29 protein-coding genes and 1 tRNA gene are annotated in these 25,067 nt (G+C 38.5%); 13 read left to right on the top strand and 17 right to left on the bottom strand.

What is annotated here, in order from left to right:
• Window positions 1-122 precede the first annotated feature (122 nt).
• Window positions 123-1,910 (bottom strand): protein-disulfide reductase DsbD, encoded by a 1,788-nt coding sequence (gene dsbD, locus LDM93_RS06350; protein ID WP_223891361.1) that lies wholly within the window; start codon window positions 1,908-1,910, stop codon window positions 123-125.
• 100 nt (window positions 1,911-2,010) lie between these two features.
• Here dsbD and LDM93_RS06355 point away from each other — a divergent pair, with 100 nt between their 5' ends.
• The gene (locus LDM93_RS06355; protein WP_223891362.1) at window positions 2,011-3,945 is read left to right on the top strand and encodes a thioredoxin domain-containing protein; all 1,935 of its coding nucleotides are present in this window, start codon (window positions 2,011-2,013) and stop codon (window positions 3,943-3,945) included.
• On the top strand, window positions 3,945-4,991 hold the full coding sequence (locus LDM93_RS06360; protein WP_223891364.1) for an FAD:protein FMN transferase: 1,047 nt from the start codon (window positions 3,945-3,947) through the stop codon (window positions 4,989-4,991). Before LDM93_RS06355 ends, LDM93_RS06360 begins: the two co-directional genes overlap by 1 nt.
• Here the strand turns inward: LDM93_RS06360 and LDM93_RS06365 are convergent.
• The 4 genes from LDM93_RS06365 to LDM93_RS06380 are packed head-to-tail and all read right to left on the bottom strand — an operon-like array spanning window position 4,877 to window position 7,592.
• Window positions 4,877-5,320 carry a hypothetical protein gene (locus tag LDM93_RS06365; protein WP_223891366.1) on the bottom strand — a complete coding sequence of 148 codons (444 nt, stop codon included), beginning with the start codon at window positions 5,318-5,320 and terminating at the stop codon, window positions 4,877-4,879. The genes LDM93_RS06360 and LDM93_RS06365 overlap by 115 nt on opposite strands.
• Complete coding sequence (locus LDM93_RS06370; RefSeq protein WP_223891367.1) at window positions 5,317-5,790, bottom strand: hypothetical protein; 474 nt, start codon at window positions 5,788-5,790, stop codon at window positions 5,317-5,319. Before LDM93_RS06370 ends, LDM93_RS06365 begins: the two co-directional genes overlap by 4 nt.
• 6 nt (window positions 5,791-5,796) lie before the next feature.
• Window positions 5,797-6,324, bottom strand: a complete 528-nt coding sequence (locus tag LDM93_RS06375; protein WP_223891368.1) for an FMN-binding protein — start codon at window positions 6,322-6,324, stop codon at window positions 5,797-5,799.
• Between the two features lie 14 nt (window positions 6,325-6,338).
• Complete coding sequence (locus LDM93_RS06380; protein WP_223891369.1) at window positions 6,339-7,592, bottom strand: porin; 1,254 nt, start codon at window positions 7,590-7,592, stop codon at window positions 6,339-6,341.
• Window positions 7,593-7,908: 316 nt separating this feature from the next.
• Here LDM93_RS06380 and LDM93_RS06385 point away from each other — a divergent pair, with 316 nt between their 5' ends.
• The 4 genes from LDM93_RS06385 to LDM93_RS06400 all read left to right on the top strand — a co-directional run bounded on the left by LDM93_RS06385 (window position 7,909) and on the right by LDM93_RS06400 (window position 10,510).
• Complete coding sequence (locus LDM93_RS06385) at window positions 7,909-8,106, top strand: DUF2892 domain-containing protein (RefSeq protein ID WP_223891370.1); 198 nt, start codon at window positions 7,909-7,911, stop codon at window positions 8,104-8,106.
• Between the two features lie 117 nt (window positions 8,107-8,223).
• Window positions 8,224-9,759: a DUF1538 domain-containing protein gene (locus LDM93_RS06390; protein ID WP_223891371.1), complete on the top strand. Its 1,536-nt coding sequence runs from the start codon at window positions 8,224-8,226 to the stop codon at window positions 9,757-9,759.
• Entirely contained in the window at window positions 9,756-10,106 is a 351-nt protein-coding gene (locus LDM93_RS06395) for a transcriptional regulator (protein WP_223891373.1), read from the top strand. Before LDM93_RS06390 ends, LDM93_RS06395 begins: the two co-directional genes overlap by 4 nt.
• An 11-nt stretch (window positions 10,107-10,117) precedes the next feature.
• A complete protein-coding gene (locus tag LDM93_RS06400) occupies window positions 10,118-10,510 on the top strand; it encodes a CBS domain-containing protein (protein ID WP_223891375.1) in 393 nt (130 codons plus the stop codon).
• An 8-nt stretch (window positions 10,511-10,518) separates the two neighbouring features.
• On the opposite strand, the gene LDM93_RS06405 is transcribed toward LDM93_RS06400, so the two are convergent.
• Window positions 10,519-11,721: a HAMP domain-containing sensor histidine kinase gene (locus LDM93_RS06405; protein ID WP_223891377.1), complete on the bottom strand. Its 1,203-nt coding sequence runs from the start codon at window positions 11,719-11,721 to the stop codon at window positions 10,519-10,521.
• Entirely contained in the window at window positions 11,678-12,331 is a 654-nt protein-coding gene (locus LDM93_RS06410; RefSeq protein ID WP_223891379.1) for a response regulator transcription factor, read from the bottom strand. Before LDM93_RS06410 ends, LDM93_RS06405 begins: the two co-directional genes overlap by 44 nt.
• A gap of 126 nt (window positions 12,332-12,457) precedes the next feature.
• Between LDM93_RS06410 and LDM93_RS06415 the strand changes: the two genes are divergently transcribed.
• Entirely contained in the window at window positions 12,458-12,652 is a 195-nt protein-coding gene (locus LDM93_RS06415) for a DUF6726 family protein (protein ID WP_223891382.1), read from the top strand.
• Here the strand turns inward: LDM93_RS06415 and LDM93_RS06420 are convergent.
• The gene (locus LDM93_RS06420; protein WP_223891384.1) at window positions 12,649-12,948 is read right to left on the bottom strand and encodes a chorismate mutase; all 300 of its coding nucleotides are present in this window, start codon (window positions 12,946-12,948) and stop codon (window positions 12,649-12,651) included. The two genes, LDM93_RS06415 and LDM93_RS06420, sit on opposite strands and share 4 nt — an antisense overlap.
• Window positions 12,949-13,039: 91 nt before the next feature.
• Here LDM93_RS06420 and LDM93_RS06425 point away from each other — a divergent pair, with 91 nt between their 5' ends.
• Entirely contained in the window at window positions 13,040-14,362 is a 1,323-nt protein-coding gene (locus LDM93_RS06425; RefSeq protein WP_223891386.1) for a BamA/TamA family outer membrane protein, read from the top strand.
• A gap of 225 nt (window positions 14,363-14,587) precedes the next feature.
• Here the strand turns inward: LDM93_RS06425 and dnaK are convergent, their stop codons facing one another.
• The 3 genes from dnaK to rpsO all read right to left on the bottom strand — a co-directional run bounded on the left by dnaK (window position 14,588) and on the right by rpsO (window position 17,557).
• Complete coding sequence (dnaK, locus tag LDM93_RS06430) at window positions 14,588-16,462, bottom strand: molecular chaperone DnaK (protein ID WP_223891388.1); 1,875 nt, start codon at window positions 16,460-16,462, stop codon at window positions 14,588-14,590.
• A 31-nt stretch (window positions 16,463-16,493) separates the two neighbouring features.
• Complete coding sequence (gene grpE, locus LDM93_RS06435) at window positions 16,494-17,033, bottom strand: nucleotide exchange factor GrpE (RefSeq protein WP_223891389.1); 540 nt, start codon at window positions 17,031-17,033, stop codon at window positions 16,494-16,496.
• Window positions 17,034-17,287: 254 nt separating this feature from the next.
• Window positions 17,288-17,557, bottom strand: a complete 270-nt coding sequence (rpsO, locus tag LDM93_RS06440; protein WP_008244083.1) for a 30S ribosomal protein S15 — start codon at window positions 17,555-17,557, stop codon at window positions 17,288-17,290.
• 148 nt (window positions 17,558-17,705) lie between these two features.
• Here rpsO and LDM93_RS06445 point away from each other — a divergent pair, with 148 nt between their 5' ends.
• Window positions 17,706-18,104 (top strand): Rrf2 family transcriptional regulator, encoded by a 399-nt coding sequence (locus LDM93_RS06445; RefSeq protein ID WP_223891390.1) that lies wholly within the window; start codon window positions 17,706-17,708, stop codon window positions 18,102-18,104.
• Window positions 18,105-18,204: 100 nt separating this feature from the next.
• Window positions 18,205-19,248 (top strand): DHH family phosphoesterase, encoded by a 1,044-nt coding sequence (locus LDM93_RS06450; RefSeq protein WP_223891391.1) that lies wholly within the window; start codon window positions 18,205-18,207, stop codon window positions 19,246-19,248.
• A 24-nt stretch (window positions 19,249-19,272) separates the two neighbouring features.
• Here the strand turns inward: LDM93_RS06450 and recR are convergent, their stop codons facing one another.
• Entirely contained in the window at window positions 19,273-19,842 is a 570-nt protein-coding gene (gene recR / locus LDM93_RS06455) for a recombination mediator RecR (protein ID WP_223891392.1), read from the bottom strand.
• Window positions 19,842-20,135, bottom strand: coding sequence for a Dabb family protein (locus LDM93_RS06460; protein ID WP_223891393.1), 294 nt, complete (start codon window positions 20,133-20,135; stop codon window positions 19,842-19,844). The genes recR and LDM93_RS06460 overlap by 1 nt, the downstream gene beginning before the upstream one ends.
• Window positions 20,136-20,225: 90 nt before the next feature.
• Here LDM93_RS06460 and dnaJ point away from each other — a divergent pair, with 90 nt between their 5' ends.
• The 3 genes from dnaJ to zupT all read left to right on the top strand — a co-directional run bounded on the left by dnaJ (window position 20,226) and on the right by zupT (window position 22,861).
• A complete protein-coding gene (gene dnaJ / locus LDM93_RS06465; RefSeq protein WP_223891394.1) occupies window positions 20,226-21,365 on the top strand; it encodes a molecular chaperone DnaJ in 1,140 nt (379 codons plus the stop codon).
• A gap of 146 nt (window positions 21,366-21,511) precedes the next feature.
• A complete protein-coding gene (locus LDM93_RS06470; RefSeq protein WP_223891395.1) occupies window positions 21,512-22,024 on the top strand; it encodes a ferritin-like domain-containing protein in 513 nt (170 codons plus the stop codon).
• A 12-nt stretch (window positions 22,025-22,036) separates the two neighbouring features.
• On the top strand, window positions 22,037-22,861 hold the full coding sequence (gene zupT / locus LDM93_RS06475) for a zinc transporter ZupT (protein WP_223891397.1): 825 nt from the start codon (window positions 22,037-22,039) through the stop codon (window positions 22,859-22,861).
• On the opposite strand, the gene LDM93_RS06480 is transcribed toward zupT, so the two are convergent.
• The 4 genes from LDM93_RS06480 to LDM93_RS06495 form a co-directional block, all read right to left on the bottom strand.
• Entirely contained in the window at window positions 22,856-23,653 is a 798-nt protein-coding gene (locus LDM93_RS06480) for a DUF5718 family protein (protein WP_223891398.1), read from the bottom strand. The two genes, zupT and LDM93_RS06480, sit on opposite strands and share 6 nt — an antisense overlap.
• Window positions 23,654-23,781: 128 nt before the next feature.
• Entirely contained in the window at window positions 23,782-24,063 is a 282-nt protein-coding gene (locus LDM93_RS06485; RefSeq protein WP_223891400.1) for an HU family DNA-binding protein, read from the bottom strand.
• A gap of 481 nt (window positions 24,064-24,544) precedes the next feature.
• Window positions 24,545-24,629: transfer RNA gene (locus LDM93_RS06490), tRNA-Leu, on the bottom strand.
• Between the two features lie 101 nt (window positions 24,630-24,730).
• Window positions 24,731-25,042: a F0F1 ATP synthase subunit C gene (locus tag LDM93_RS06495; protein ID WP_223891401.1), complete on the bottom strand. Its 312-nt coding sequence runs from the start codon at window positions 25,040-25,042 to the stop codon at window positions 24,731-24,733.
• Window positions 25,043-25,067 lie beyond the last annotated feature (25 nt).

The raw sequence follows: 25,067 nt of genomic DNA on the forward strand, positions 1-25,067 counted from the left end.
TAAACTGATTAATTTTTAATCAGTTTAAATATTCTTCTTTTAAAATAAATGCGTTTGATACTGTGTATATGAGAAAAAGAGGGGTACATGTTTACAGAAAGGGGTTTAAACAACCCTTTCTGTTATTTTAGTATGCTTTCCAAATGTGTAGCAAAATCTTCGGGAGGAATAAATCCAGTTAAACTTTTTTCAGGTAAATAGTTATTAGCTTTATCAAAAAAGATGATGTTCGGTGTACCGAACAGTTCAAATTTTTTAAGTAATGCTTTGTCTGCATCCGTATTATCTGTAAGGTCTATCTTGATAAAAGTGAAGTTTTTAAGATGTTCTTGTACACGTGGATCTGGAAATGTGATCTCTTCGAGTTCTGTACATGCAGTACAAGACTTTTTACCAAAGTCCACCACCACCGGCTTCTCTGACTCACCTACCTCTTTCATAAGGCGGTCAACGCTATAGCCTCTATGGCTTTCTTTATCTGCACTCCTAGGTACAGTATTTGCTAGACCAGTATTCAACTGTGTAAATCTTTCAAAAGGTCTGATCACGGAATCTGCACCACTGATACCACCGATGAACAGAGATACACCATAAAGTAAAAACACCATAGCCAAAAGCTGAAAAAGTTTCTTTGCACCCTGTGTTGCACTGCTAGGGTTAAATACACCCATATAGAGTGCTGTACCTATCAACAACAATGCCCAAAGTATCATAGTAAGACTCTCTGGAAGTATACGTGAAAGCATAAAAATACCAAGACCTAGCATCATGACACCAAACGTTTGAGAAACCGCTGTCATCCATCCACCAGGTTTTGGCATAAATTTACCTGCACCCAATCCTACAATAAGCAGCGGCATCCCCATACCTATACTCATGATAAACAGTGCGGACCCACCCAGAAGGGCATCCCCAGTGTGGGAGATGAACAGTACAGCCCCGCCAAGCGGTGGTGCAACACACGGTCCAACGATCAGTGCAGAGAGTAGTCCCATAATTGCTGTACCTACTATACCTTTCCCTTGGGCATTGTCACTTACGCTACTCAGTTTCGACTGCCATGAAGCAGGAAGACCTATCTCGTAGTATCCAAAAAGAGAGAATGCCAAAGCGACGAACATCGCAGAAAAAAGAGTTAAGACCCAAGGTGTTTGCATCGCAGTTTGTATATCTGCACCAACCAATCCTGCTATGATCCCTACAACTGTATAGGTCATAGCCATAGAAACGACATAGACCAAGGAAGTAAAAAACGCTTGCGCTACACTTGGTTTTTCATTTCCCCCCTGCTGTGAAACGATAATCGAAGACAAGATAGGTATCATAGGAAAGATACACGGTGTCAATGCCAACAATAAACCAAAAATGAAGAAAAGAAGTAAAATGAATATGGAACTTTCATTGACCAGTATATCTGCTATTTTCGCTGTATTTCCCTCTTTGACAAGTTTTGATATCTTTTCAAACAGACCGAGTTCTACACCTTTAAAATCAAAGGTTTTTTTAATAGGCTGATAACAGATACCTGTATCCGAACATCCTTGAAACTCTATCTCAAGCGTATAATCACCTTTCACCTGTGACTCTATATCTTTTGTAGGAATGCTAACAAGTAACTCTTTTTCATAACCCATATCACCATCAAAATCATGTGCTTTCGGTTTTGTAACAGTAAGTTCTAGAGAAGAAGGAGAAATGATCCTGTAATGTAATGTATCTGCATAAACATGAATTTTATCTGCCATGATAATTTTTGTTTCTATTACTTCATCTTCAAGTACAGCTGTTACCTGAAATGCTTCATCCGGCGATAAGAATTTCTGTTTTTTCAAGACACTCTCAAACCCTGCAGATGCAAATGCACCTAAAATTAAACTCAATAAGAGTAACTTTTTTACTAAATCATTCATTATTTTCTCTTTTATATTAAACTTTTATACTATTCTATAGTACTATTCGTGTATAAGCTGTGTAATATTACCAATAATTGGTTAACAATAAAGGTTAAAAATGGCAAATCATCTTAAAAATGAACACTCCCCTTACTTACAGCAACATGCTGACAATCCTGTAGACTGGTACCCTTGGGGTGAAGAAGCCTTTGAAAAAGCACGAAAAGAGAACAAAGCTATCTTTCTTTCCATAGGGTACAGTTCTTGTCACTGGTGCCATGTTATGGAAGATGAGTCTTTTAAAGATGAAGCGACTGCAAAGATCCTGAATGAACATTTCATTGCAGTCAAAGTAGATAGAGAAGAGCGTCCGGACATAGACAAACATTTTCAAGAAGTCTACCAGCTGATGAACCAACGTCCGGGGGGTTGGCCTACTTCTATCTTTTTGACACAGGAACAAAAGCCTTTTTACTCCGCTACCTACATACCTGATGAACCTCGTTACGGGATGATGAGTTTTTCAAGTTTACTCGAAGTGATCGCTGATAAATATAGTAAAGAAAAAGCGCTGCTTACAGAAAAAGCTGATGAGATACTCCGTTTTCTCAATCCCAAAGAAGATAAAATACAAGCCACAAAACTAGACCTTAGCATCATCGGAAGGGTTTCAGATCAAGCCAAACAACTTTTTGATAATACCAATGGGGGATTTAACAAAGCACCTAAATTCCCTCAAGCGTCTATGCTTGATTTACTGTTGGATCTATACCGTATCACCGGAGATAAAGAAACACGAAACATGGCACTGCACTCACTCACTTGTATGGCCAAAGGTGGATTAAGAGATCTTGTAGAGGGTGGTTTTTGCCGTTATTCTACCGATAATGAATGGCTTATACCTCATTTTGAAAAGATGACTTACGACAATGCCCTACTGGCAGAAGTCTACCTCAAAGCATATAACGTTAAAGGAGATGACTTTTACAAGTCTGTCGCTTTTGAAACGATAGACTTTATGATGGAAAACATGAGTGAAAATGGGCTTTTTTACTCTGCCTCTGATGCCGATACAGAAGGAGAAGAAGGCAAATACTTTGTCTATACCTATGAAAAGGCTTTAAAATCCTTTGAAAAAGCAGGTATCCCTAGTCAAGGACATGCTGCACTTGCCAAGGCACTGCATATCACAAAAGAAGGAAACTTTGAAGGTAAGAACATCGTCCGTATAGATGATCCTGCCCATCATCATAAGATCCCTTACTATGATGAAGCGATACAGGCACTTAAAAAACGCAGAGAAAAACGTACCCACCCTTTCATAGACAAAAAAATACTTGTTTCATGGAATGCCATGATGATAAAAACCCTTTTCAAAGCCTCTCGTATAGATAACGCTTATCTCAAACAAGCCATCCGATCGCTGGATGCATTGCTGGAGAGTATGTACATCAATGCTGAACTCTTTCACTCTACACTCATTGGTAAAAAACCGAAGATCAAAGCTTTTTTGGAAGATTATGCCTATCTTGCAGAAGTCCTCATCGAAGCGTATGAAAGTACACTCGATGAAACGTATCTTATTACGGCAACTAAACTTACGAACAGTGCCATTGAAAAATACTTTGACCAAGGGAAATGGAAGTTCTCAAGAGGAGAGTTTGAAACCAATGCGGACATTTATGACAGCTCCTATCCTTCTTCCGTTGCAACTATGCTCTCCGTACTTTACAGCATCTCTTCTTTGGTCGATGTCATCTATAAAAAATTTGTCTTTAAAACACTGGAGATCTACTCTTATGATGTCATGCGCCAACCCATCTCTACACCAAGCATGAGCCGTATGGTGATTCGTTATCTCAAAGATGATGTCATTATCAAAGCCAAAGAAGATGCACTCAAAATGCATATTAAAGACCTGGATACCCTTCCCCATCCTTTCTCACTTTTGAAAAGTGACGCCAATGACGGCTTTATGCTATGTAACTCCAATAGCTGTTTTGGGCATGAAAAAGATTTTAAAGGGATTATAGAAATTTTAGAGAAACGCTAATGAGACTTCTCTTTGTTTTCCTGTTTCCTCTGTTCTTACTTGCACATGAAGGGTTACAGAAACGTACACAAGTACTTATGGGGACCTTTGTCAGTATCTCACTGCCGCAACAGTACAATCAGGAAATCACCAAATCCTTTGAACTGCTAAAGCGTATCGAAGATTCTCTCTCTACCTATGATGAGACTGCCACACTGGCAAAACTGAACAAAAACCACCATGTAAAGTATGATCCTTATTTGGCTGAAGCCATTACACTTTCAAGATCGTATTATCATCAGAGCCATGGCTACTTTGATATCACAATCGGATCGATCTCAAAAAAGCTCTACCATTTTGGAGAAGAAAAAACCTACTCTCCCTCCAAACAAGCGTTACGCAGTGCCCATCTGGATATCCACGGTATATCTATAGATAACAAGCAGATCATCACGGATGAAAATATTACCATAGACTTGGGCGGCATGGGCAAAGGGTATGGGGCAGACAAAGTGGCTCAGTATCTTCATGAACAAAATATCACAGAAGGGATCATTGCACTGAGCGGAGATATCAGATGTTTGCATCGTTGTGAAGTCTACCTGCAATCCCCCTATTCTGAACAGACATTTGCCAAAATCAAAAGCAAAAAAACGCAACTCTCCATCTCTACAAGCGGAACCTACAGGAGGTTTGCTACAACCAAAGAGGAACATCACCTCATCAATCCCAAAACAGCTTCACAGGGCCGTGAATTTGTTTCCGTATCACTTTTTACCACCGCAAACAATGCCAAGATCGATGCCTATGCTACAGCACTCTCAGTCATGCCTAGAAGAGAAGCATTGGCATTTTTAAAAGAGAGGGAAGATATTGGCTTTGTGTTGGTAGATAGAGAAGGAAAGATACTCTATGGAAATTTAACCAATCTTGTAACTATAGAGTGGTTAGACTACAAAGAAAACCCGACCAATCCGAGCATCACCACAAATAACAACACAAAACTTGACACTGCTACAAGTTTGATCCATCCTGATACTACGAGTCCAAACGCAATTGCAAAGTAAGCAAAAATATCAAACAACGCAAAAACAAAAAGAACCATTGCCACGATCAAAGAGATTTTTTGTGACACTTTGGTACTAAACAACATGAAGTGTGCTGTTACAAAGATCAGTGTACCAATGGCAAACAGATGCGGTGTAACTACTTCTACCAGCCCTTCTATACTTTTATCTGCAGGGGCATTGATGACATTTTTCATAGTAGCGATGATACTCTCACTACACCCCAATCCTTGTGAAAGCAAAAAGAGCCATACCCCGCTCATTAAGATCAACATGATATAAATGAGCATATATCTTATAGGAAGACTGTAAAGTGCTATATGTTTCATTTGAACAGGAGTTTCTTTAAGGTTATAACAGCAACTATAGATGCTAGAATATGCCAAAGTACAAAGCTTATCAGCCATACAGCTGTAAAATATGCACTGACAAAATATGCGACTAAAAGTGCCAAGGGAGCTAACATACCCAAAATAAACAGAAGGTGTACGACCCATTTGGTCATACCTTTACTTGAATAGAGACGAATATAGATAGAGGAAAGTATCACAATGGCAAACAGTGTCATAAAGAGATCGATGTGAACCTGCAGTAAAAGGGAGTCTATCAATACAGGTTCCACAAAGTTCTCTGCATCACCAAAAAGTGTCACCGAAATACTATGCATATCCAAACCGATCACATACGCATGAAGTACTATATCAAATCCAAGATAGAAGAGTATCGCAAATACAACACTGCCCATCAAATAACTAAGCAGTGTAGAGTGTGCCAGATCTTTTGTGACTAAAAATTTCATTGCATATTACTTTAAAACAATTTCATAAATAGCTCTGGCCACTCTTGCACCTTCGGTGATCGATCTTGCCGAGAGTGTAGAACCGCTGATCGTTGGTATATCTTTTCCTACAGTCAGTGTTGCTGAGGCATCTCTATTCTGCAGTTGGCCCATCCACGTTTTGTTTGGTATATACTCCGGCGGTTCGCCAAATGCCATAATTTCCGTAAACTTCAATTTGCCGCAGTTATCAAATGCATAGAGTACAGTAGCCTTCTTTCCTCTTACTTTTCTTGCTATGAGTACCGCATATCCCAATCTTTCATTCTTACTTTTAATATCGTAATAACGATAAATTTTAGTTCTCACAGCTGCCTTCGCTCTGGACTGTACCTGAGAAAACTGTTTTTTTGTCAGTATGATCTGCTTAGGCTCTATGTTACTCACTCCGGTAAAAGAGGATTTTATCACATCATCCACTGATGGTTTCGTTTTAGCCACACCGCTTTGGGACAGAAGCATCCCAAAGAGCAGTGTAAAAAAGATTTGTTTCATTGTGTATCCACGTATTAAAATATAAAGCCTAGGCCAAAAGAAAATGTATTACTATCTACATTATTTACTTCTTTCATCGCGTAATCAGCCTTCAGCACCACCTGATCTGCAGGGAAAAAGTTTAAGCCGATTGTAACAATTTCTGTCTGAAATGTATCTTCATTTGATCCATCCACTGTCTTTTCTACAGGGTTAAAATCTTGGTACTGTGCAAAAACCGGTAATTTATAATTCAGTCCTACCAAAGAAGAGACATCGTAAGATGCATTCACATAATATCCACTTGCTTTTTCAACTGCATTACCACTTAACTTCTCTGCACCATCCAGGTTCGTTTGTGTATAAAGTCCGTACATTGAGAATGGTCCGTTATCATAACTTGCATGGATATCAAACATCGTAGTTGTCAGTCCTGATACATCTTGAATTTCATCAGGTTTTGGATCTTTAACATTTGAACCATTTCCATAATAGACAGAAGCACCGACCATAAGTCCATTGATACCAGTATAATCCACACGTCCTACAAATGCCGGTTCAAAAGATGCATCCTTACTCGCACCCAGTCTTCCTTCTCTTATCCATTTACTCTGAGTATCATCACCTCTTGTATATTGACTGTTTAGATTCAATGCATTGATCACACCTGCTGTATAGTCAATATCAGCACTATCAAATCTACCATAAACCAATGCACCGTTTTCATGCCAAGTACTAGGAAGAAGGTGTTTTTCAATATCTGGTCTTTGTACTGTATTGAAAAGTGTCGGTTCATGTCTGAGGTTTACCAGACCCATTGGAGTCAATACATGCCCAAGTCTTAGGTTTGCCTGCTCACTAAGTAAAAAGTCAAGATATAAAAACTCTACAACTACTTTACCGCCATTTCCAGCATCAGCTCCATGTTCAAATTCTATCTCTGTGTTCAGTACGATCCAGTCATTGAATTTGTATCCGATATAAGTGATAAATCTATAGACATCTGCAAAATCATCCCCATTGTCAGGGTTAGCATAGAACATCTCACCATATCCCCCTATAGAGAGTGGGTTTTTAGAAAAATAGATTTTAGAAGCTGCAGGTCCCATACCGCTGTATGATTTTTGTGTGTCTACCAGTGTAAAACCACCTGTTTGTGTAGCAAGTACCTCTTCTGTAAGTACAGTGTTTTGCTCTTCTAATGCTGCCACTCTCTCCTCTAGTGATGAAGCTTGCACACCCGTTGCCAATATTGCTGATAGGCTTAATGCCGTAGCTAATCTTTTCATTTTTAATCCCTTGTCTTTTAAAATTGATAATTATTATCTAAATTATTATCTGTGCGGAAATTTATCAAAAAAATTCTTAAGAGTTTATTAAATTGATAACAATTATTAAAATAAAAACAAAATACTTTTAAATCATTTTCACCATTTCCTGTACCGTAGTTACAAACTAATATCTTGTTGAAAATGAAAATATACCGCAAAATCTTTGTATAAAGGCAAGATTGCATATTCTATTCTACAAAGATACGACATGCGTTACACACTTACTCCCCACCACTATGTCATAATGGCACTATCATCATTAAAGGAGTCAGTCATGACATGCAATATAGGAAAAATAGATAGGATCATTCGAGCTGTCATTGGTGTAGCTTTACTGGGTTGGGGAATCATGAATGGCAATATCATTGCTGATGTTATAGGTGTAGTCCTCCTCTTAACTGTTATTATCGGATGGTGCCCACCCTATGCCCTGTTTGGCATCAACACCGGGTGTAAACCCAAGAATGACTAAGTTTCTAAACGCTGAACGCTGAGACTTGGAGCCAAAGGGTACAGTTTAATATTTTACTAGAGGAAAGTACACCTTTTATAGCATATAATAATCTTATAATAGATATAATTTCTTTCAATGAAAGAAAGTTTAAATATATTTTATGGAGATCTAAAAAATTCTTTTAAAGATCTCCTTCCCATTATCATTGTCGTCGCACTATTTCAAGGTATCATCATCCAAGCTGTACCTGAAAATCTAGCTTCGATTGTCATTGGTCTTACGATCGTTGCAGTAGGATTGGCACTTTTTATCCGTGGTCTTGAACTGGGTATCTTTCCCATAGGTGAAGGGTTGGCTATAGAATTTGCTAAAAAAGGCTCGGTCTTTTGGCTTTTACTTTTTGCTTTTACCATAGGTTTTTCAACTACTGTAGCAGAGCCGGCACTTATAGCGATCGCTGACAAAGCTGCACTTATCTCTAACGGGTTAATAGATGCTTTCTGGCTTCGTATGACAGTTGCACTCTCTGTAGGTTTTGCCATTGCATTAGGAACACTTCGTATCTTGCTTGGACACCCTATAGCTTACTATATCATTACAGGGTACATCTTGGTGGTAATTGTGACGTTTTTTGCCCCTAGAGAGATCATCGGACTGGCTTACGACAGTGGTGGTGTTACCACTTCAACCGTCACCGTACCGCTTGTTGCAGCACTGGGTATAGGTCTATCTTCAAGTATCAAGGGCCGTAACCCTGCCATAGACGGCTTTGGTCTCATCGCTTTTGCATCCCTGACACCCATGATATTTGTACAAATTTACGGTATCATCGTTTACAATCTGGGAGAGTCAGGTCCTGCAGCACCGGTTGTTACAGAAATACTTGAAAATACAAAGGCTGTTGCAACGGCCTATACTTTTTCAGCAATGGATACCTTTATGGAACTTCTGGGTGTGATCAAGGATGTTGCCCCTATTCTCACAGTGATATTCTTTTTTCAGTATATCATTATCAAAAAACCTGTAGCACACTTACATAAGATTGCCACAGGTATCATTATGGTGATCCTGGGTCTTTATGCATTCATCGTAGGACTTGAAATGGGACTTTTCCCTATAGGCGAGACGATAGCCTTTCAACTTACAGATATGGGAAACTATCTCCTTATCTATCTGTTCGCATTCCTTATAGGTTTTTCAACGACGATGGCAGAACCTGCACTATTGGCCATCGCTATTAAAGCAGAAGAGATAAGCGAAGGGAAGATTAAACAAAATATACTTAGAATGATAGTAGCACTTGGTGTTGCTATTGGAATTGGTTTAGGTTCATACCGTATCGTCGCTGGTGATCCTATACACTATTACATCATTGCCGGGTATATATTGGTAATAATCTTTACCTATTTTGCACCAAAATACATTATACCTATCGCCTATGACAGTGGTGGTGTTACCACTTCAACTGTGACTGTACCATTAGTTGCAGCACTGGGCTTGGGATTGGCAGAAAATCTGGAATGGTGTGATCCACTGATAGATGGATTTGGCCTCATAGCTTTTGCCTCATTATTCCCTATGCTTACTGTAATGGGGTATGGTATTCATGCAGAGTATTATAAAAAGAAACAGAAGGTAGAACCATCCAATATTGAAGGAGAAGCGTTATGAAATTTACAGCACTGATCGTCATCATACAGGATAAAGATGAAGAGGCAGCTATAGAAGCTGCCAAGAAAGCAGGAGCAGGTTCTGTTACTATTTTACATGGAAAGAATATCGGGCTTGAAGAGAAAAAAGTATTCTTTGGTCTCACACTTGAAGAAAATGTCTCTATGCTGCTTTTTGTCTTACCAAGAAAACTCTCACTGCATGTCATGCGGGTACTACGCGGAGAATTTGACTTGGATAATCCGGAAAATAGCGGACTGGCATTTACTTTGCCACTCAGTCATGTAGCAGGCTTAGATACCAAAGAGTTACACAAATTTGAGCATGATATTAAATCGATGATATAAAGGAGAAATAAATGTTAGTAGAAAATGTAATGACCACTAAAGATAATTTAGTCATAATCTCAGCGATGTCCACGGTAAGAGAAGCCCTTAGTCTCATGAAAAAACATCATGTACGTTCTGTTATTGTAGATAAAAACACAGAGGATGGTGCCTATGGTCTTTTGACCTTTAAAAATCTTTTACAAAGTATTGTTGCGGAAGATGGTGACATTGACCTGCTTAATGTCTATGACATCGCCACAACACCAGCCTTCTCTGTATCTACGAAACTTGATGTAAAATATGCTGCTAGAATGATGGTACAGAACAGTATCAAACGTTTACTGGTCATAGATAACAATGAACTTTACGGTATCCTCACCATGACCGATATTATTGGTATCCTTATGGATAGTGTAGAGTAACTTTATTTTTATACAGTAGGGAAAGTAAGTATAAATGTACTTCCTTCTCCTTTTCTAGACTTCAAATCCAATTTTATTTTGTATTGTTTACAAATAGAAAGTACGATATTCAGCCCTATGCCAAAACCGCCACGTTCATCATTTTCTCTATAATAACGTTTAAAGATATCATCCTGTACCTTTTTATCTATACCAACTCCCGTATCTTTCACTTTTAACACATGATCCTTCAGCGTAATAAAAATATGATCTCCCACGTCAGAATATTTGATAGCATTAGAGAGTAAATTATCTATGAGTCTATACGCCGATGTTTTAGGCATCAAGACTTCTGTAGGTTCAAGATCCAGTGAGATATGCAGACGTTTAGAATCGATGAGTTCTTTCACATATTCAACTCTCTCTTTTACAACATCAGAAAAACATAATACCTCTGAATGTTCCACCTTACCCTCAAGTCTATAGGTGAGAGAACTGTACATCACAGAAAGTCTTTTGGCACTGGCTTCCAAACGTTGCAATTTTTTAGGGTCAATGTCTTTAAGAGACTGTATCGTCATCAATATGGCTGAAATTGGCGTATTGAGTTCATGCGTGGTATCTGAAATAAAATTATCTAATGACTCTATCTGTTCCCTGACCGGTCTCAGAAACAGACGTCCTAAAAAATATCCTACTATCCCCATAAGTATGAATGATAATACCAGGTAGCCTATGATCTTAATACGTAAACTCTGTACATTTTTTGAAAGTGCATTCTCTTTTAACACGATATACTGTACACCTAAATGCTTACTTTTGTCTTCTATGATGGTATAAGCACTTCCATTTTCAATGAAAAAGCCTTGATCAGTTACTTTAAAGTCATCGATTTCCGTGTAGATAGGTCTTTTGTCTTTATTGTAGTACCCTACTTGAAAACGACAATGTTTTAAATGTTTTAAGAAGTCATTTTGACTCGCCAAATCCATCTCACTGTTAGAATCATCATGCATAGCTTTCATCACAATAGAAGAAGATAACATACGTGCCTGATACATCATTTCAAACTTCATGGCATTCTGCATCGATGTACGGTTATTTTCAAAAAAGAGAAACCCTATGATAGCGAGTAATATAAAAACTGATATCAGATAAACAGCTAAAAAACTAAAGAGTGATTTACGCTCATACGATGTTAAAACGATAACCTTCTCCTTTAATGTTCTCAAAATACTCTTTTTCAAACATCTTTCTCAGATTTTTAATATACGTACGAATCGTCGCATGAGCAGGAATATTTTCATCATCCCAGACATTTTCTATGATCTCATTGCAAGAAATGATCTTCCCCATATTGCGGATAAAATATTCTAGTACCTGTGATTCTTTCTGTCTCATTTCAATGACACCGTCTTTTAAAAAAATTTGATGTGCTTTAGGGATGAACCTCATGCCGTCAAACTCTATCTCTTCTTGTAAACGGTAAAGCCTGACAATATGTTCTATCCGGGCATTTAATTCTTCAAGTTCAAAAGGCTTTTTCAGGTAATCATCTGCACCTATATTAAAACCTTTTTTGAGATCCTCTACCCCGGCAAGAGAGGTGATGTATATAGCCGGTGTGGTATTACCGATCTCACGTAAATATGAAAGAATTTCAAAACCATCAATGTTGGGTACATTCACATCTAAAAGCAGCATATCATAAGAACTCGAACCTATCGAATCAAGTGCTTTTTCACCATCAAAAAAACTCTCTACAGTATACCCTTTTTCAACGAGAAATTCCTCCATGATCTCCTGTAATATCACATCATCTTCAAGTAATAATATCTTCATGCCAAACCTTTATCTAAATCATAATGTATTTTAGCATACTCTTTGTGTAGATACGTACACAGAGTCTTTACGCTATAATCCCTCCGCATTACAAAAAGCAACAATTCACTACAAGGAGGCATTTAAATGCCAAATCTTAAAAAATCAACACTCTACGCTATTCTTACCCTATTGCTACTGTCTGGATGTACACAAATAGTAACGGCTCCTATCTCTGTTGCAGGCTCTGTTGTAGGTACGACTGTAGATGTAGCAGGTTCAGCGGTCAATGCAGTTTCAGGCTCAGAGGATGAGGATGAAAATGAGAACGAAGAGGATTAATACCTCTGTGCGTTCTTAAATTCAGAAATTTCACTTTCCACCATCTCATCTATCATTCTTACATAGAGATCATTGATAAGATTAGGAGACAAGCCAAGAGAAATAGCTTGTTCTCTTACATGGGCGATCACATCTGCTATCCTATCCTCTGCTTTGACCTCTTCTACACTGGTTTTAAAATGTGCTATCTGTTTAATATACTCATTGCGTTTAGCGATCAATTCTACTATCTCTCTGTCTACACTGTCAATCTCATGTCTCGCTTCTTCAAGCGTGCTACACTTTTTAATTTCCATATTCTATCCTTGGATACTCTCTATAATAGCTGTATTATAGCCTAAAAATATCTTAAATAATATTCTTTACATTCTTTGCTATAATGGTTAAATGAAAAATAAAAAAATTATATTTAAATATTTGTTTAGCATCATGCTTCTCTTAAGTAGTCTATTAAATGCGGCAGAAGATACAAATGTAACAAAAAATAAAAAGTGGATTTTTTTACCTTATGCATTTTCCAGTGACGCTACAGGATTTGCAGGTGGGATCAGTGCTGTTAAGAGAGGATTGTTTCAACCCCAAACCAGGTTTGCTGCAACTCTGTTTACTGGTCTGCCTCAAGATGTTATCATCAATGAACAACCAGATGAAGCAACCTTTTCCGGAGGGTTTATTTCTTTTTCTGACTTTAAACTTCCTTACACTGATCGACTCTTTTTTTCCTTTATGGGTTTAAAAAGTTATTTTCCCAAAAACCGCTACTATATAGAGGGCTCACACACCTCAGACAAAGATAATGTCTACATCAGTTCAGGGGATTCAGACTTCTTCACGACTACCTTCAGATATACACTTCCCATAGGAGAAGGAGTAGATAATCCTGAGGGTCTCTACAGACTAGAAGGCGGTTTTTGTGTGGGAAGAGAGGATTGCGGAGGTGGTATACCTTTTATAAGCGGTAGAACTTCTATAGGAATAAAGACATTTTTCCAAACAGACAATACGGAGAATACAGAGTTGTGGCAAGATTCTATTTGGTGGGAAAACGGGACAGATCTACCCACATGGAATACCAATGGTCTAAGGTTTTTCCTTGCCCATGATAATACAGATTTTGATGTTAATCCCTCCAGAGGCTACCAGTTCCAACTGCAATACTCCAAAGATTTTGGCTGGGGAGACTCCCTTCAGAGTTGGGATTTTTTAGAGTTTAAATACAATCACTACATTGAGCTTGATACTTTTTCTTTTACCAAACAAAATGTTCTTGCCCTAAGTATGTGGACAGGTTACTCTTTCTCTTGGGACAACGACACTGAGATCTCTCCCGGGTTTGATGCACATCGTCCCCCTATGTGGGAAGGTGCCAGATTAGGCGGATTCAACAGAATGAGAGGCTATGACCAGGATCGTTTTTCAGACAAAGCAGCCTTTTACGTGACTGCGGAATACAGGGCTATCATCGACTACAATCCTCTAAAGGACATTGATTGGATACCCGCAAAAGTAGATTGGTTTCAGGTCGTTCTCTTTGCAGAGGCAGGACGGGTGCATGACCAATACAATCTTGATCTTGTAAAGGACATGAAATATGATGCGGGTCTCAGCATACGGGCCCTCGTATCGGAGTTACCGGTACGGTTTGATGTAGCATATGGAGAAGAAGGTACGTATATGTGGCTGATGGCACAGCATCCGTTTGACTTTTGATTCATAGAACGCTTCATTGGCAAAGCCAATGAAGCTACACTGACGCTGAGTCATACCCCAAGGGCATTTCCGTTGGGCACTTCAGCAGTTGGCTCATACGACTTGTCGTATTTACAAACTTAGTAAAACTCAAAATAAAAAATCATTATTTCTTATTTTCAATTTTATCCTAAGTATAAGAGGCGTGAGCCTCTTATACAAAGTATTGCTTATGAAAGTAGAATCTTACTCTACTTCTGCATCGATAACATCGTCATCATCTGCTTTTTTTGCTTCAGGGTTTGCACCGCCTTGTTCTTTAGCGTACATAGCTTCAGCAAGCTTGTGACTTTTTTCAGTCAATGCTTTTACTTTTTCTTCTATCTGCTCTTTTGTTGCAGAGTCATCTTTAAGTATAGTTTCAAGCTCTTCGATAGCCGCTTCGATACTTGCTTTTTCTGTCGCATCAAAGTTTTCACCGAGATCACTCAATGACTTTTTCGTTTGGTGAACCAATGCATCCGCCTGGTTTCTTGCCTCAACTACTTCTTTTCTTTTTTCATCTTCAGCCTTGTGTGCTTCAGCATCTTGAACCATTTTTTCGATCTCTTCATCTGAAAGTCCAGACGAACCAGTGATCTTGATCTCTTGAGATTTACCCGTACCTTTATCTTGCGCAGATACAGTCAGGATACCGTTCGCATCAATATCAAATGTGACTTCGATCTGTGGTACACCTCTTGGTGCTGCCGGGATATCTCTAAGCTCGAACATACCAAGTGATTTGTTGTCTTTTGAGAACTCTCTTTCACCTTGAAGTACATGGATGCTCACCGCTGGTTGATTGTCTTCTGCCGTTGAGAACACTTGTGACTTCTTCGCTGGGATCGTTGTTCCTTTTTCGATCACTTTCGTTGTTACTCCACCTAACGTTTCAATACCAAGACTCAATGGCGTTACATCAAGTAAAAGTACATCTTTCACATCACCTGCAAGTACCCCACCTTGGATAGCTGCACCAAGTGCAACCACTTCATCCGGATTCACAGATTTATTAAGCTCTTTACTAAAGAATTTTTTCATCTCTTCTTGCACCAATGGTACTCTTGTAGAACCACCGACCATCACCACTTCATTGATATCTGAAGTGTTAAGACCCGCATCTTTAAGTACACCTTGAACCGTTTTGATCGTACTTGCTACCAAGTCACCAATAAGTGATTCAAATTTTGCTCTAGTGATCTTTGTCACTAAGTGTTTTGGTCCTGATGCATCAGCCGTAATGAACGGAAGGTTTATTTCTGTTTCAGTTGATGATGAAAGCTCTTTTTTTGCTGTTTCAGCCGCATCTTTAACCCTTTGAAGTGCCATCACATCCGCTTTAACATCGATACCAGTCTCAGCTTTGAATTCATTTGCTACAAAATCAATGATCTTGTTATCAAAGTCATCACCACCAAGGAATGCATCACCACCTGTTGCCATAACTTCAACCACACCGTCACCTGTTTCAAGTGCAGTAACGTCAAATGTACCACCACCAAGATCGTAAACTACGATCTGCTCTGATTCTTTTTTATCAAGCCCATACGCAAGTGCAGCTGCTGTAGGCTCATTGATGATACGAAGTACATTTAGTCCTGCGATCGTTCCAGCTTCTTTTGTTGCTTTTCTTTGTGCATCATTGAAGTATGCCGGTACTGTAATAACTGCATCTGTTACTGCTTCACCAAGGTATGCTTCTGCATCTTCTTTCATTTTCATAAGTACTTTTGCAGAGATCTCTTGTGGTGTATAGGTTTTACCTGCCACTTCGATCGCACATGCACCAGATCTGTCTATAATGTGGTAAGGAAGTTTCTCTTGCGCTTCTTTAGCCTTATCTTCACTCATCATAAGACCCATAATTCTTTTAATAGAATAAATTGTCTTTTCAGGGTTTGTGATCGCTTGTCTTTTTGCAGACTCTCCTACAAGTACTTCACCTTTATCTGTAAATGCAACAATAGAAGGTGTCGTATTTTTACCCTCTTTGTTAGCGATGATCTTTGCTTCACCATTTTCAAACACTGCCATTGCAGAGTTTGTTGTTCCTAAATCTATTCCTAATACTTTTGCCATATTAAATCCTTAACTATTCTATTTTATTTGTTTATTTACAGGTTGAAACCATCGCTGGTCTGAGTACACGATCTTTTATCGTATACCCTTTTTGCATCACTTGAACTATCTCACCTGTTTCATGTGCATCACTTTCAACTTGCATGATCGCTTGATGTACTTCCGGATCAAATTCACCTTCACATTCAACTGCTTTGATATGGTTTTTTTCTAAAACCTTTTTCAGTTGTTCATGCGTAAGGTTTACACCCTCTTTCATCTTTTCTAAGACTTCAGAACTGTCTCCACTCTCTTCCATAGATGCCAATGCATTTTCAAAAGAGTCCATGACTGCCAAAATGTCTTTTGCAAAACTCTCATTTGCATAAGCCACTGCATTCATTTTATCTTTCTCTAAACGTTTTTTAGCATTTTCAAAGTCAGCATGGGCTCTGAGATACTTATCTTTATAGTCAGCAGCTTCTGCAAGCGCAGCTTCAAGAGGGTCAACTTCCGCAGTCTCCTCTACTTCTGTTTGCTCTTCGACTTCTTCAGCCTGAGACTCTTCAAGATTTTCATTCTCTTGACTCATATACAGACCTCCTTTGGTTATAAATATTGCACCTTCATATCTAATGCTTGCGGCAATTATACAACATTGAGTGTACCTTTGTCAAGTACTACTTGAGTGAATATGACTAAACTTAATAGAATGTGCCTAAAGATAGGTTAGCAGATTGATGTGTAACTTGTGTGTACGAGTGAAAATTTTGGTGATTTGAGGGGGAAAAGTGTGTATGTATGTGTATAAAACTTACCAGCCAAAGGCTGATAAGGGATGCAGTATTAGTTTCTAATACCAAGATCTGCTTTGATAGTGTTCCATCTAGCAAGATCTGTATTTTTAAGATATCTCATAAGTCTTCTTCTTTGACCTACTAGTTTAAGTAGTCCTAGTCTTGAAGAGTGATCTTTTTTGTTTGTTTTAAGGTGATCAGTTAAGTATTTGATTCTCTCTGTAATAAGAGCTACTTGTACTTCTGTTGAACCTGTGTCGCCGTTTCCTCTAGCATATTTAGCAATAATTTCTGCTTTTTTCGCCTGATCTAAAGCCATAATGACCTCCTGATTGGTATTTAATTTCCAAAATTCAATTTGGGAACGCAATAATAGCATAATAAGCTTAGACGAATATTGACACATACCATGCCTACTTTAATGTAAATTAGAGTAAAATACTCCTAATTAATAAAAAGGTTTTATTATGCTATTGACCCGTGCAAGTGAATATGCTCTACTCTCTTTAGATGCTATACGAAAATCTGACATTCCTATCGGTGCAGAACAGTTGGCGAATGAACTGTGTATCCCTAAAAGTTTTCTTGCAAAGATTTTACAAAGTCTTGCAAAAAAAGGCATCCTCGAATCACGTAAAGGTGCACATGGCGGATTTATCTTAGCCAAAGATGTGAATGAAATCAGTGTGAATGATATCATTTTTGCTGCTGAAGGTAAATCACCTGCTGTGTTTGACTGTACCAGCTATACAAGTACCTGTCCAAACGGGACCATAGGAAGCTGTGCCATCTCACCTTTTCTGATAAATTTTCAAACGAAGATAGATGACTTTTTAAATGGTTTAACGCTAGGCGACATACTTTAAATACACACTTCTTTCTCCTCTTCAGGGTTGACTCTATCGACCCTACAAGTACTTCATTGTATAATGCACTTATATTTTAACCTCAAAAAGGCATATTTTTATGAAACAACATGTTTACCACCTCTCCCATATAGATCTTGATGGCTATGGATGTCAATATCTCTCGGAACAATGTTTCGACACCATCGACTGCTATAATGCAAACTATGGTCCTGAAGTACCCGCAAGACTTGGCGAGATTGTTAAAAAGATAGAACAGGATAAGTTTTTACATGGAGATGATGTCGAAGCACTCATTCTCATCACAGACCTCAACCTCACTACCAAAGAAGGTACCTGGATAGAAAAAGAAGCTGTACGTATCGGTGCGAAGCTCCAACTGCTTGATCATCATGCTACAGGAGCAAGTGCTGCAGAACGTTTTGCCTGGTATAAACTTGACACAACACGTTGTGCTACACTGATCACCTATGACTGGCTGCAACAACATTATGACTTTGATAAGAATAGTGACTTAGCTAGCATCGTAAAAGCGATCAATGCCATAGATATTTGGCTTAGTGAGGACACCCTTTTTGAATATGGAAAAGTAATGCTTGGTATGATCTCCGGAGCAAGAGAAGTCAACCGTATTTTATTTCCGGCACAGGACAGAGCCTTTAAACTCTCTCTTATAGAAGCAGCGAAACAAAGAGTCAATGATGAAAATGCACCTATACAACTAGATGATGATCTACACCAGATTAAAAAATCTTTTTTTAGACAGGCAGAGAACAACACCAAAGACAATCTCGTTGCCTTTTATGTCACAGACCTGCTCACAAGAGACAAACAACGTCTTACTATAACCTATAAAGGTTATAAGGGGATACTTGGCTACAATGTGGGCAATACATCCATTATAGGAAATACCTGTATGGTAGAAAATGATGACTATGACTTCTATATGGATGTGAACTTCAGAGGGCACTTTTCACTCAGAAGCAACAATAAACTGGATGTCTCAGCAATGGCTGCTCACATAGGGAATGGTGGGGGACACCCCAATGCAAGCGGTGGAAAGATAGAAGGGTACAAAGATTCTTTTGTCTATGCTGATGTGCGTAAGTTTGTACAGGATTATATCGATAAGAAGTGCGAATAAACTATATATCCGATAGATACGCTGCTAGATCTTCACTCTCGCTTCTAATGCGCGTGAGAGTGACATCACATCTATATTATCCAACTCTACCCCTGTAGGAACACCTTGCGCTATCTTGGTAAAGTGTATATCAAGACCTTTAAGCTTATCTTCTATATAAAGTATCATCGTATCTGTAGCAATACTCGGAGGGAAAGCAAAGATGATCTCATCTACACCTCCTACGGCATAGAACAAATGTGCGTCATCCAGATCATGTACTTCTGTAACCACATAATAGACACCATCGAACTGTCCGCTCTCTTCAATGGTCAAGATATCTTTAGCACTTTGCACAATGCAAAGTTTTGTATTATCACGATAAGGATCAGAACAGATACTGCACAGTTCATCTTCACTCATATTATGACATTTGCTGCACTTTTGGATAGCATTGACCCCGGTTTCCAATGCATGGGCCAATTTCATGGCAGCAAACCCATCTTCCATGACCGCATGATAGGCTAAGCGAATTGCTGTTTTCTTACCAATGGAGGGCAAAGAACCAAAAGCCTCCACCAAATTTTCAAATGCTTCTATCTTGTAGTGTTTCATTAGGCGCGTTCGTAATCCACTACTTTGGAGTATTCGACGACTGTCTTTATGAAGTCCACTACCTTAAGATGTTCAGGGTGTATGGCATAAGCATCCAATCCTTCTTTGCTTTCAAATACAGTTATGATGCTTAGGTCCATTGCGCGTTCTTCTGTAGAAAAATTCACCCCGACATCGATACTTCTCAGTGAAGGTACAGCACCCATGAGATTTTCCAACATTTGTTTTGCCTGTATGATATTGGCCTTTTTATTTTCTTCTTTAAATTTAAATGTAACGATATGTACAACCATAATGAACTACCTATATTTATATTTTTGTGATTATAACTAAATTATGGTAGAATTCGCCAAAATCATTCCCGATATTATGGAGATATATTAATGACAGATTTAGATTATTATGAAGTACTTGAAGTAAGTAAAGACTGTTCAGGTGCTGAGCTTAAAAAATCATACAGAAAACTGGCGATGAAATATCATCCAGACAGAAATCCTGATGATAAAGAAGCTGAAGATAAGTTCAAAATAGTCAACGAAGCCTATCAAGTACTCAGTGATGAAGAAAAAAGAGCGGTTTATGATCGTTACGGTAAAGCAGGTCTTGAAGGCCAAGGTGGTATGGGTGGCGGATTCGGCGGTGCAAATATGGATGACATCATGGATATCTTTAACTCTATGTTTGGTGGTTCCGGTGGTGGATTTGGCGGAGGTTTCGGTCGAACACGTAGAGACCCGGGCCAAAAATATGCACTCGATTTTGAAATAGAACTTCCATTAAAATTCCATGAAGCTGTCTTTGGTTGCGAAAAGAAGATAGACATCCGTTATAAAACACCTTGTACAGATTGTAAAGGTACGGGTGCAAAAGATGCAAAACTAGAGACGTGTGACTACTGTCAAGGTCAAGGCCAGGTACTAATGAGACAAGGACCTATGCAGTTTGCACAAACATGTCCGAAATGCCATGGTCAAGGACAAAGTATAAAAGAAGAGTGTGGAAGCTGTCATGGTAAAGGATATCATGAAGAAGAAGACACAGTCACTGTAAATATTCCTGCTGGTGTAGACTCAGGGAACCGTCTCAGAGCACAAGGTTATGGTAACGAAGCTATCAATGGACAACGTGGTGACCTCTACCTTACTTTCCATGTAGAAGAAGATGAAAACTTTATCCGAAATGGAAATGATATCTATATAGAAGTACCTGTATTCTTTACACAAGCTATACTAGGAGAAACTATCTCTATCCCTGCGCTTGATGGTGAATTGGAACTGGAACTTAAACAAAGCACCAAAGATAAAGAGCAATTTGTCTTCGACGGTGAGGGTATCACAGATGTACATGGCGGACGCAAAGGCCGTCTTATCGCACAGGTTCGTATGGTCTTACCTAAGAAGATCAATGATGAGCAAAAAGAACTCCTTGAAAAACTCCAGGATAGTTATGGTGTAGAGAGCCGTCCACATAAAAGTGCTTTTGATTCTGCATTTGACAGAGTAAAAAATTGGTTTAAAAGCTAAACCTTCCTCCTAGGTGGGCTTTGCCCACTGTTTTCTATACCTTCTCTTCTTTCTATTATAAATGATAATAATTTTCCTTTAAGTTCATAAGACTATACTGACATTAAGAAGATTGTTTTCTTCATTTTACTAAGAAAGGATACATGATGGCAGTAAGAGGAAATTCGATTATCAAAGGTTTAGATATCAAAGAGATTATTACCATGCTCAACAAAGCGTATGCGGATGAATGGTTAGCTTATTATCAATATTTCATTGAAGCAAAAGTTATCAAAGGTATTATGAAAGATGCAGCAATAGCAGAACTCACACAACATGCTACAGATGAACTCAGACATGCAAATATGATAGCAGACAGGATTCTCCAACTTGGCGGAACTCCTCTCCTTCATCCACAAGAGTGGTTTACGCATACGAACTGTGGATATGAAGAACCAAAAGATTTTGATGTCGTGAGTATCCTTGAAGATTCAATTAAAGGGGAGCAGTGTGCGATATCAGTCTATTCTGAACTTACTGATATGACACGGGATAAAGATATAGTGACCTATGATATCGTCTCGGAAATACTTGCAGATGAAGTAGAACACGAAGAAGATCTTCAGGCACTCCATGATGATATCAGTGAGTTTGTAGTGAGTCTCAAGAATAAGCTCTAACAGGCACATAAAGTGGAAGCATTTACTTCTTCTCAGGTCTTGTCTGCATTTGCTTTGACACTTTTTGCAGGGCTGGCGACAGGACTGGGAGCTTTACTTACTTTTCTAAGCAGATCGACCAATACCAAATTTCTTTCTATAGGACTGGGCTTCTCTGCTGGGGTCATGATTTACATCTCTTTTGTAGAGATCCTGACAAAATCGCAAGATGCATTTACACATAAATATGGTTCTCTCATGGGTGAAAGCTTAGGACTTTTTGCCTTCTTTTCTGGGATACTAGTCACATTTATCATCGATCAGCTTATCCCTGATAATGTCAATCCGCATCATGCTTTGGAATTTAATGAACAACACGCATCTAACCCATCAAACCAGCATACTGCACTCTCAAGAGCAGGAGCATTTACTGCAATTGCTATTGCCATACACAATTTTCCCGAAGGATTTGCTACCTTTGTGATGGCACTGGAAGATATCAATTCTGGTATAGCGGTAGCCTTTGCCATAGCGATACACAACATTCCAGAAGGACTTGCTATCGCACTTCCGATCTATTATGCTACAAGAAAGAGAAAAAAAGCTTTTACCCTGGCTTTTGCATCAGGACTTACAGAACCTATTGGTGCACTCCTTGGGTATATGCTTCTAACGCCGCTTATGGGAGAATTGACACTGGGGATCACATTTGGAATGGTGGCAGGCATTATGGTCTATATCTCATTTGATGAGTTATTGCCTACTGCCAGACGATATGGAAATGACCACACTGTCATTGTGGGCTTAGTCTTAGGAATGTTTGTCATGGCACTTAGCCTCATTCTCTTTCAACTATGAAACTCGCTGATGTAGTATCACTTTAGACTCTGATGGTTCACAACTAGAGGTATCCTTCCTACTATCATAGGCGATTACATACACTTCATCTCCACTTTGCAGATAATTATTCTCACCAAACGCTGCATAGGCTGTTGCACCTATAGAGATGAGGGCCTGTTTAGGATAATGTGTGGCTTGAAGATGTGCAGCAATATCTTCTAAGGGACCAAAATCTTCTTGTGTGTTCATTTTGTCTATCAACCATGTTTTGAGCTTTGTATAGAAATAAGAGTAACCTAGCAGTGGTGCATCTACACCATAGGGATGTAATATACCTTCGCGTTTCACAAAAGAGCATAAATGGTAATGATCCATCACACCGCCCTCTTCAAATCTGTCAATAGATATCCATTTGTCCCCTATGCCTTTAGAGTTAAGGCCCCAGGACTTTTTTTCTGAAATCTTTTTTGCCCCTTCTTTACGAATGGTACAGTCATTGAATGTAGTAAATTTTTGAGCCATGAGATCAATGACTTTTTTCCCCTCATCATATACAATATCAAAAAGTACAGCGATTTCCGGTTCGACTTGTGCATTTGCTTCATAATCTGGAAGCGTGAGTGTATCTGTACCTATAGAGTACACTCCTAAAAAAGAGTCTGATCCAGGAAGATAAAAAGGAAATATACCTTTAGGTGCATCAGGTTCAGCAGTTATAACATTTTCAAAGTCTTTGAGTTCGCCTGCTTGTTCCAAATGGTGTGCAAAATTTCCTGCGACACCTAAACCTATTGTATTTTGTAATTGCATAAAAATCCTTAGATAAAGTATTAACGTAGTATATCTCAGGGATGTTTATAGGGTGTTTTAAAAAAGTTTAAGATGAAATGAGAGTGAAGGATATCTACTACCCTAAGGGAGTAGATATGAGGGTGAACTTAGTTACCTGCTACAGCGTCTTTAAGTGTTTTACCCATTTTGAATTTAGGTGCAGTATGTGCTGCTTTTGTATAAGTTTTATCAGTTCCAGGAACTTTACCACTTTTTTCTGCTACTTCTACTGTAGAGAAAGTTCCGAAACCTACCAATGATACAGTTTCTTTTTTTACTAATGCATCAGTGACTGAAGTGATAAATGCTTTTACCGCTCTCTCTGCTGCTGCTTTACTTTCAAACTCACCGTTCTTCTGTACCAATTCTACGAAATCTGATTTTGTCATTCTTACTTCCTTGTTTTTAAGATGGAATCATTATAACACAACTAATTCTTAAAAAAAGATAAAAATAAGACAAAAAGCCCTATTTTACGGCATTTAATACGCTTTTGTTAAAAAAAAGACTAATTATAATATTTAGTTATTCGTATATATAATATTTAACATATAAATAAATTATACTATAGTGACATCAGAAAGCCTAGATTATGCAAACCTAGCCTTTAAATGACGTTGTGCTCGCCATATATGTAAAAATATATCCTTGAATTCAAACTATTAAAATGTGTATCACCGAGTATTTAAATCCATACTAAGCACTTCAAATACCCTATCTAATGATTTTCAATCATAAACCTGATCCAAGATTTAAAAGTAGCATTTGCATGATAGAGAAAATAAAAAATATGGGTTATCTCTGTTTTTATATGGGGCTAAATAGAGTAAAAAATGTGATGAAGTACCTAACTAAAGGCTTTCAAGAAGATGGTGCGTCAGAGAGGATTTGAACCTCCACACCCGTAGGGCACTACCCCCTCAAGGTAGCGTGTCTACCGTTCCACCACTGACGCACATAGACTTGTAGTTTAAAAGTACTACTGAACTTTAAAAAATGAGGGGTTAAAAAGTTGTGACGGATTATATCCATCACAACCTTTTAATGTCTTTAAGATTAACCGATAAATGGGTTAGCGTAAAGAGCGATAAGCGCGATTACCAATGTATAGATAACTTGTGCTTCGATCATTGCAAGAGCGATGAACATTGTAGTCATTAGTTTACCACCAAGACCTGGGTTTCTAGCAGTACCAGCGATAGTCGCAGCAGCAGTGTTACCCATACCAACAGCTCCACCAAGAGCAGCAAGACCAAGACCAACACCAGCAGCAACTACTGAGTATGCTTTGATCATAGATTCACCATCTGCTTCACCAGCAAATGCAACAGCACCAAGTGCTAAGAAAAGTAAGAAAAACTTTTTCATTTTATATCCTTTAAATTAATAGATT

Origin of the sequence: Sulfurovum sp. TSL6, assembly GCF_019972115.1 — a bacterium.
In the GTDB taxonomy this organism is placed as follows: Bacteria; Campylobacterota; Campylobacteria; order Campylobacterales; family Sulfurovaceae; genus Sulfurovum.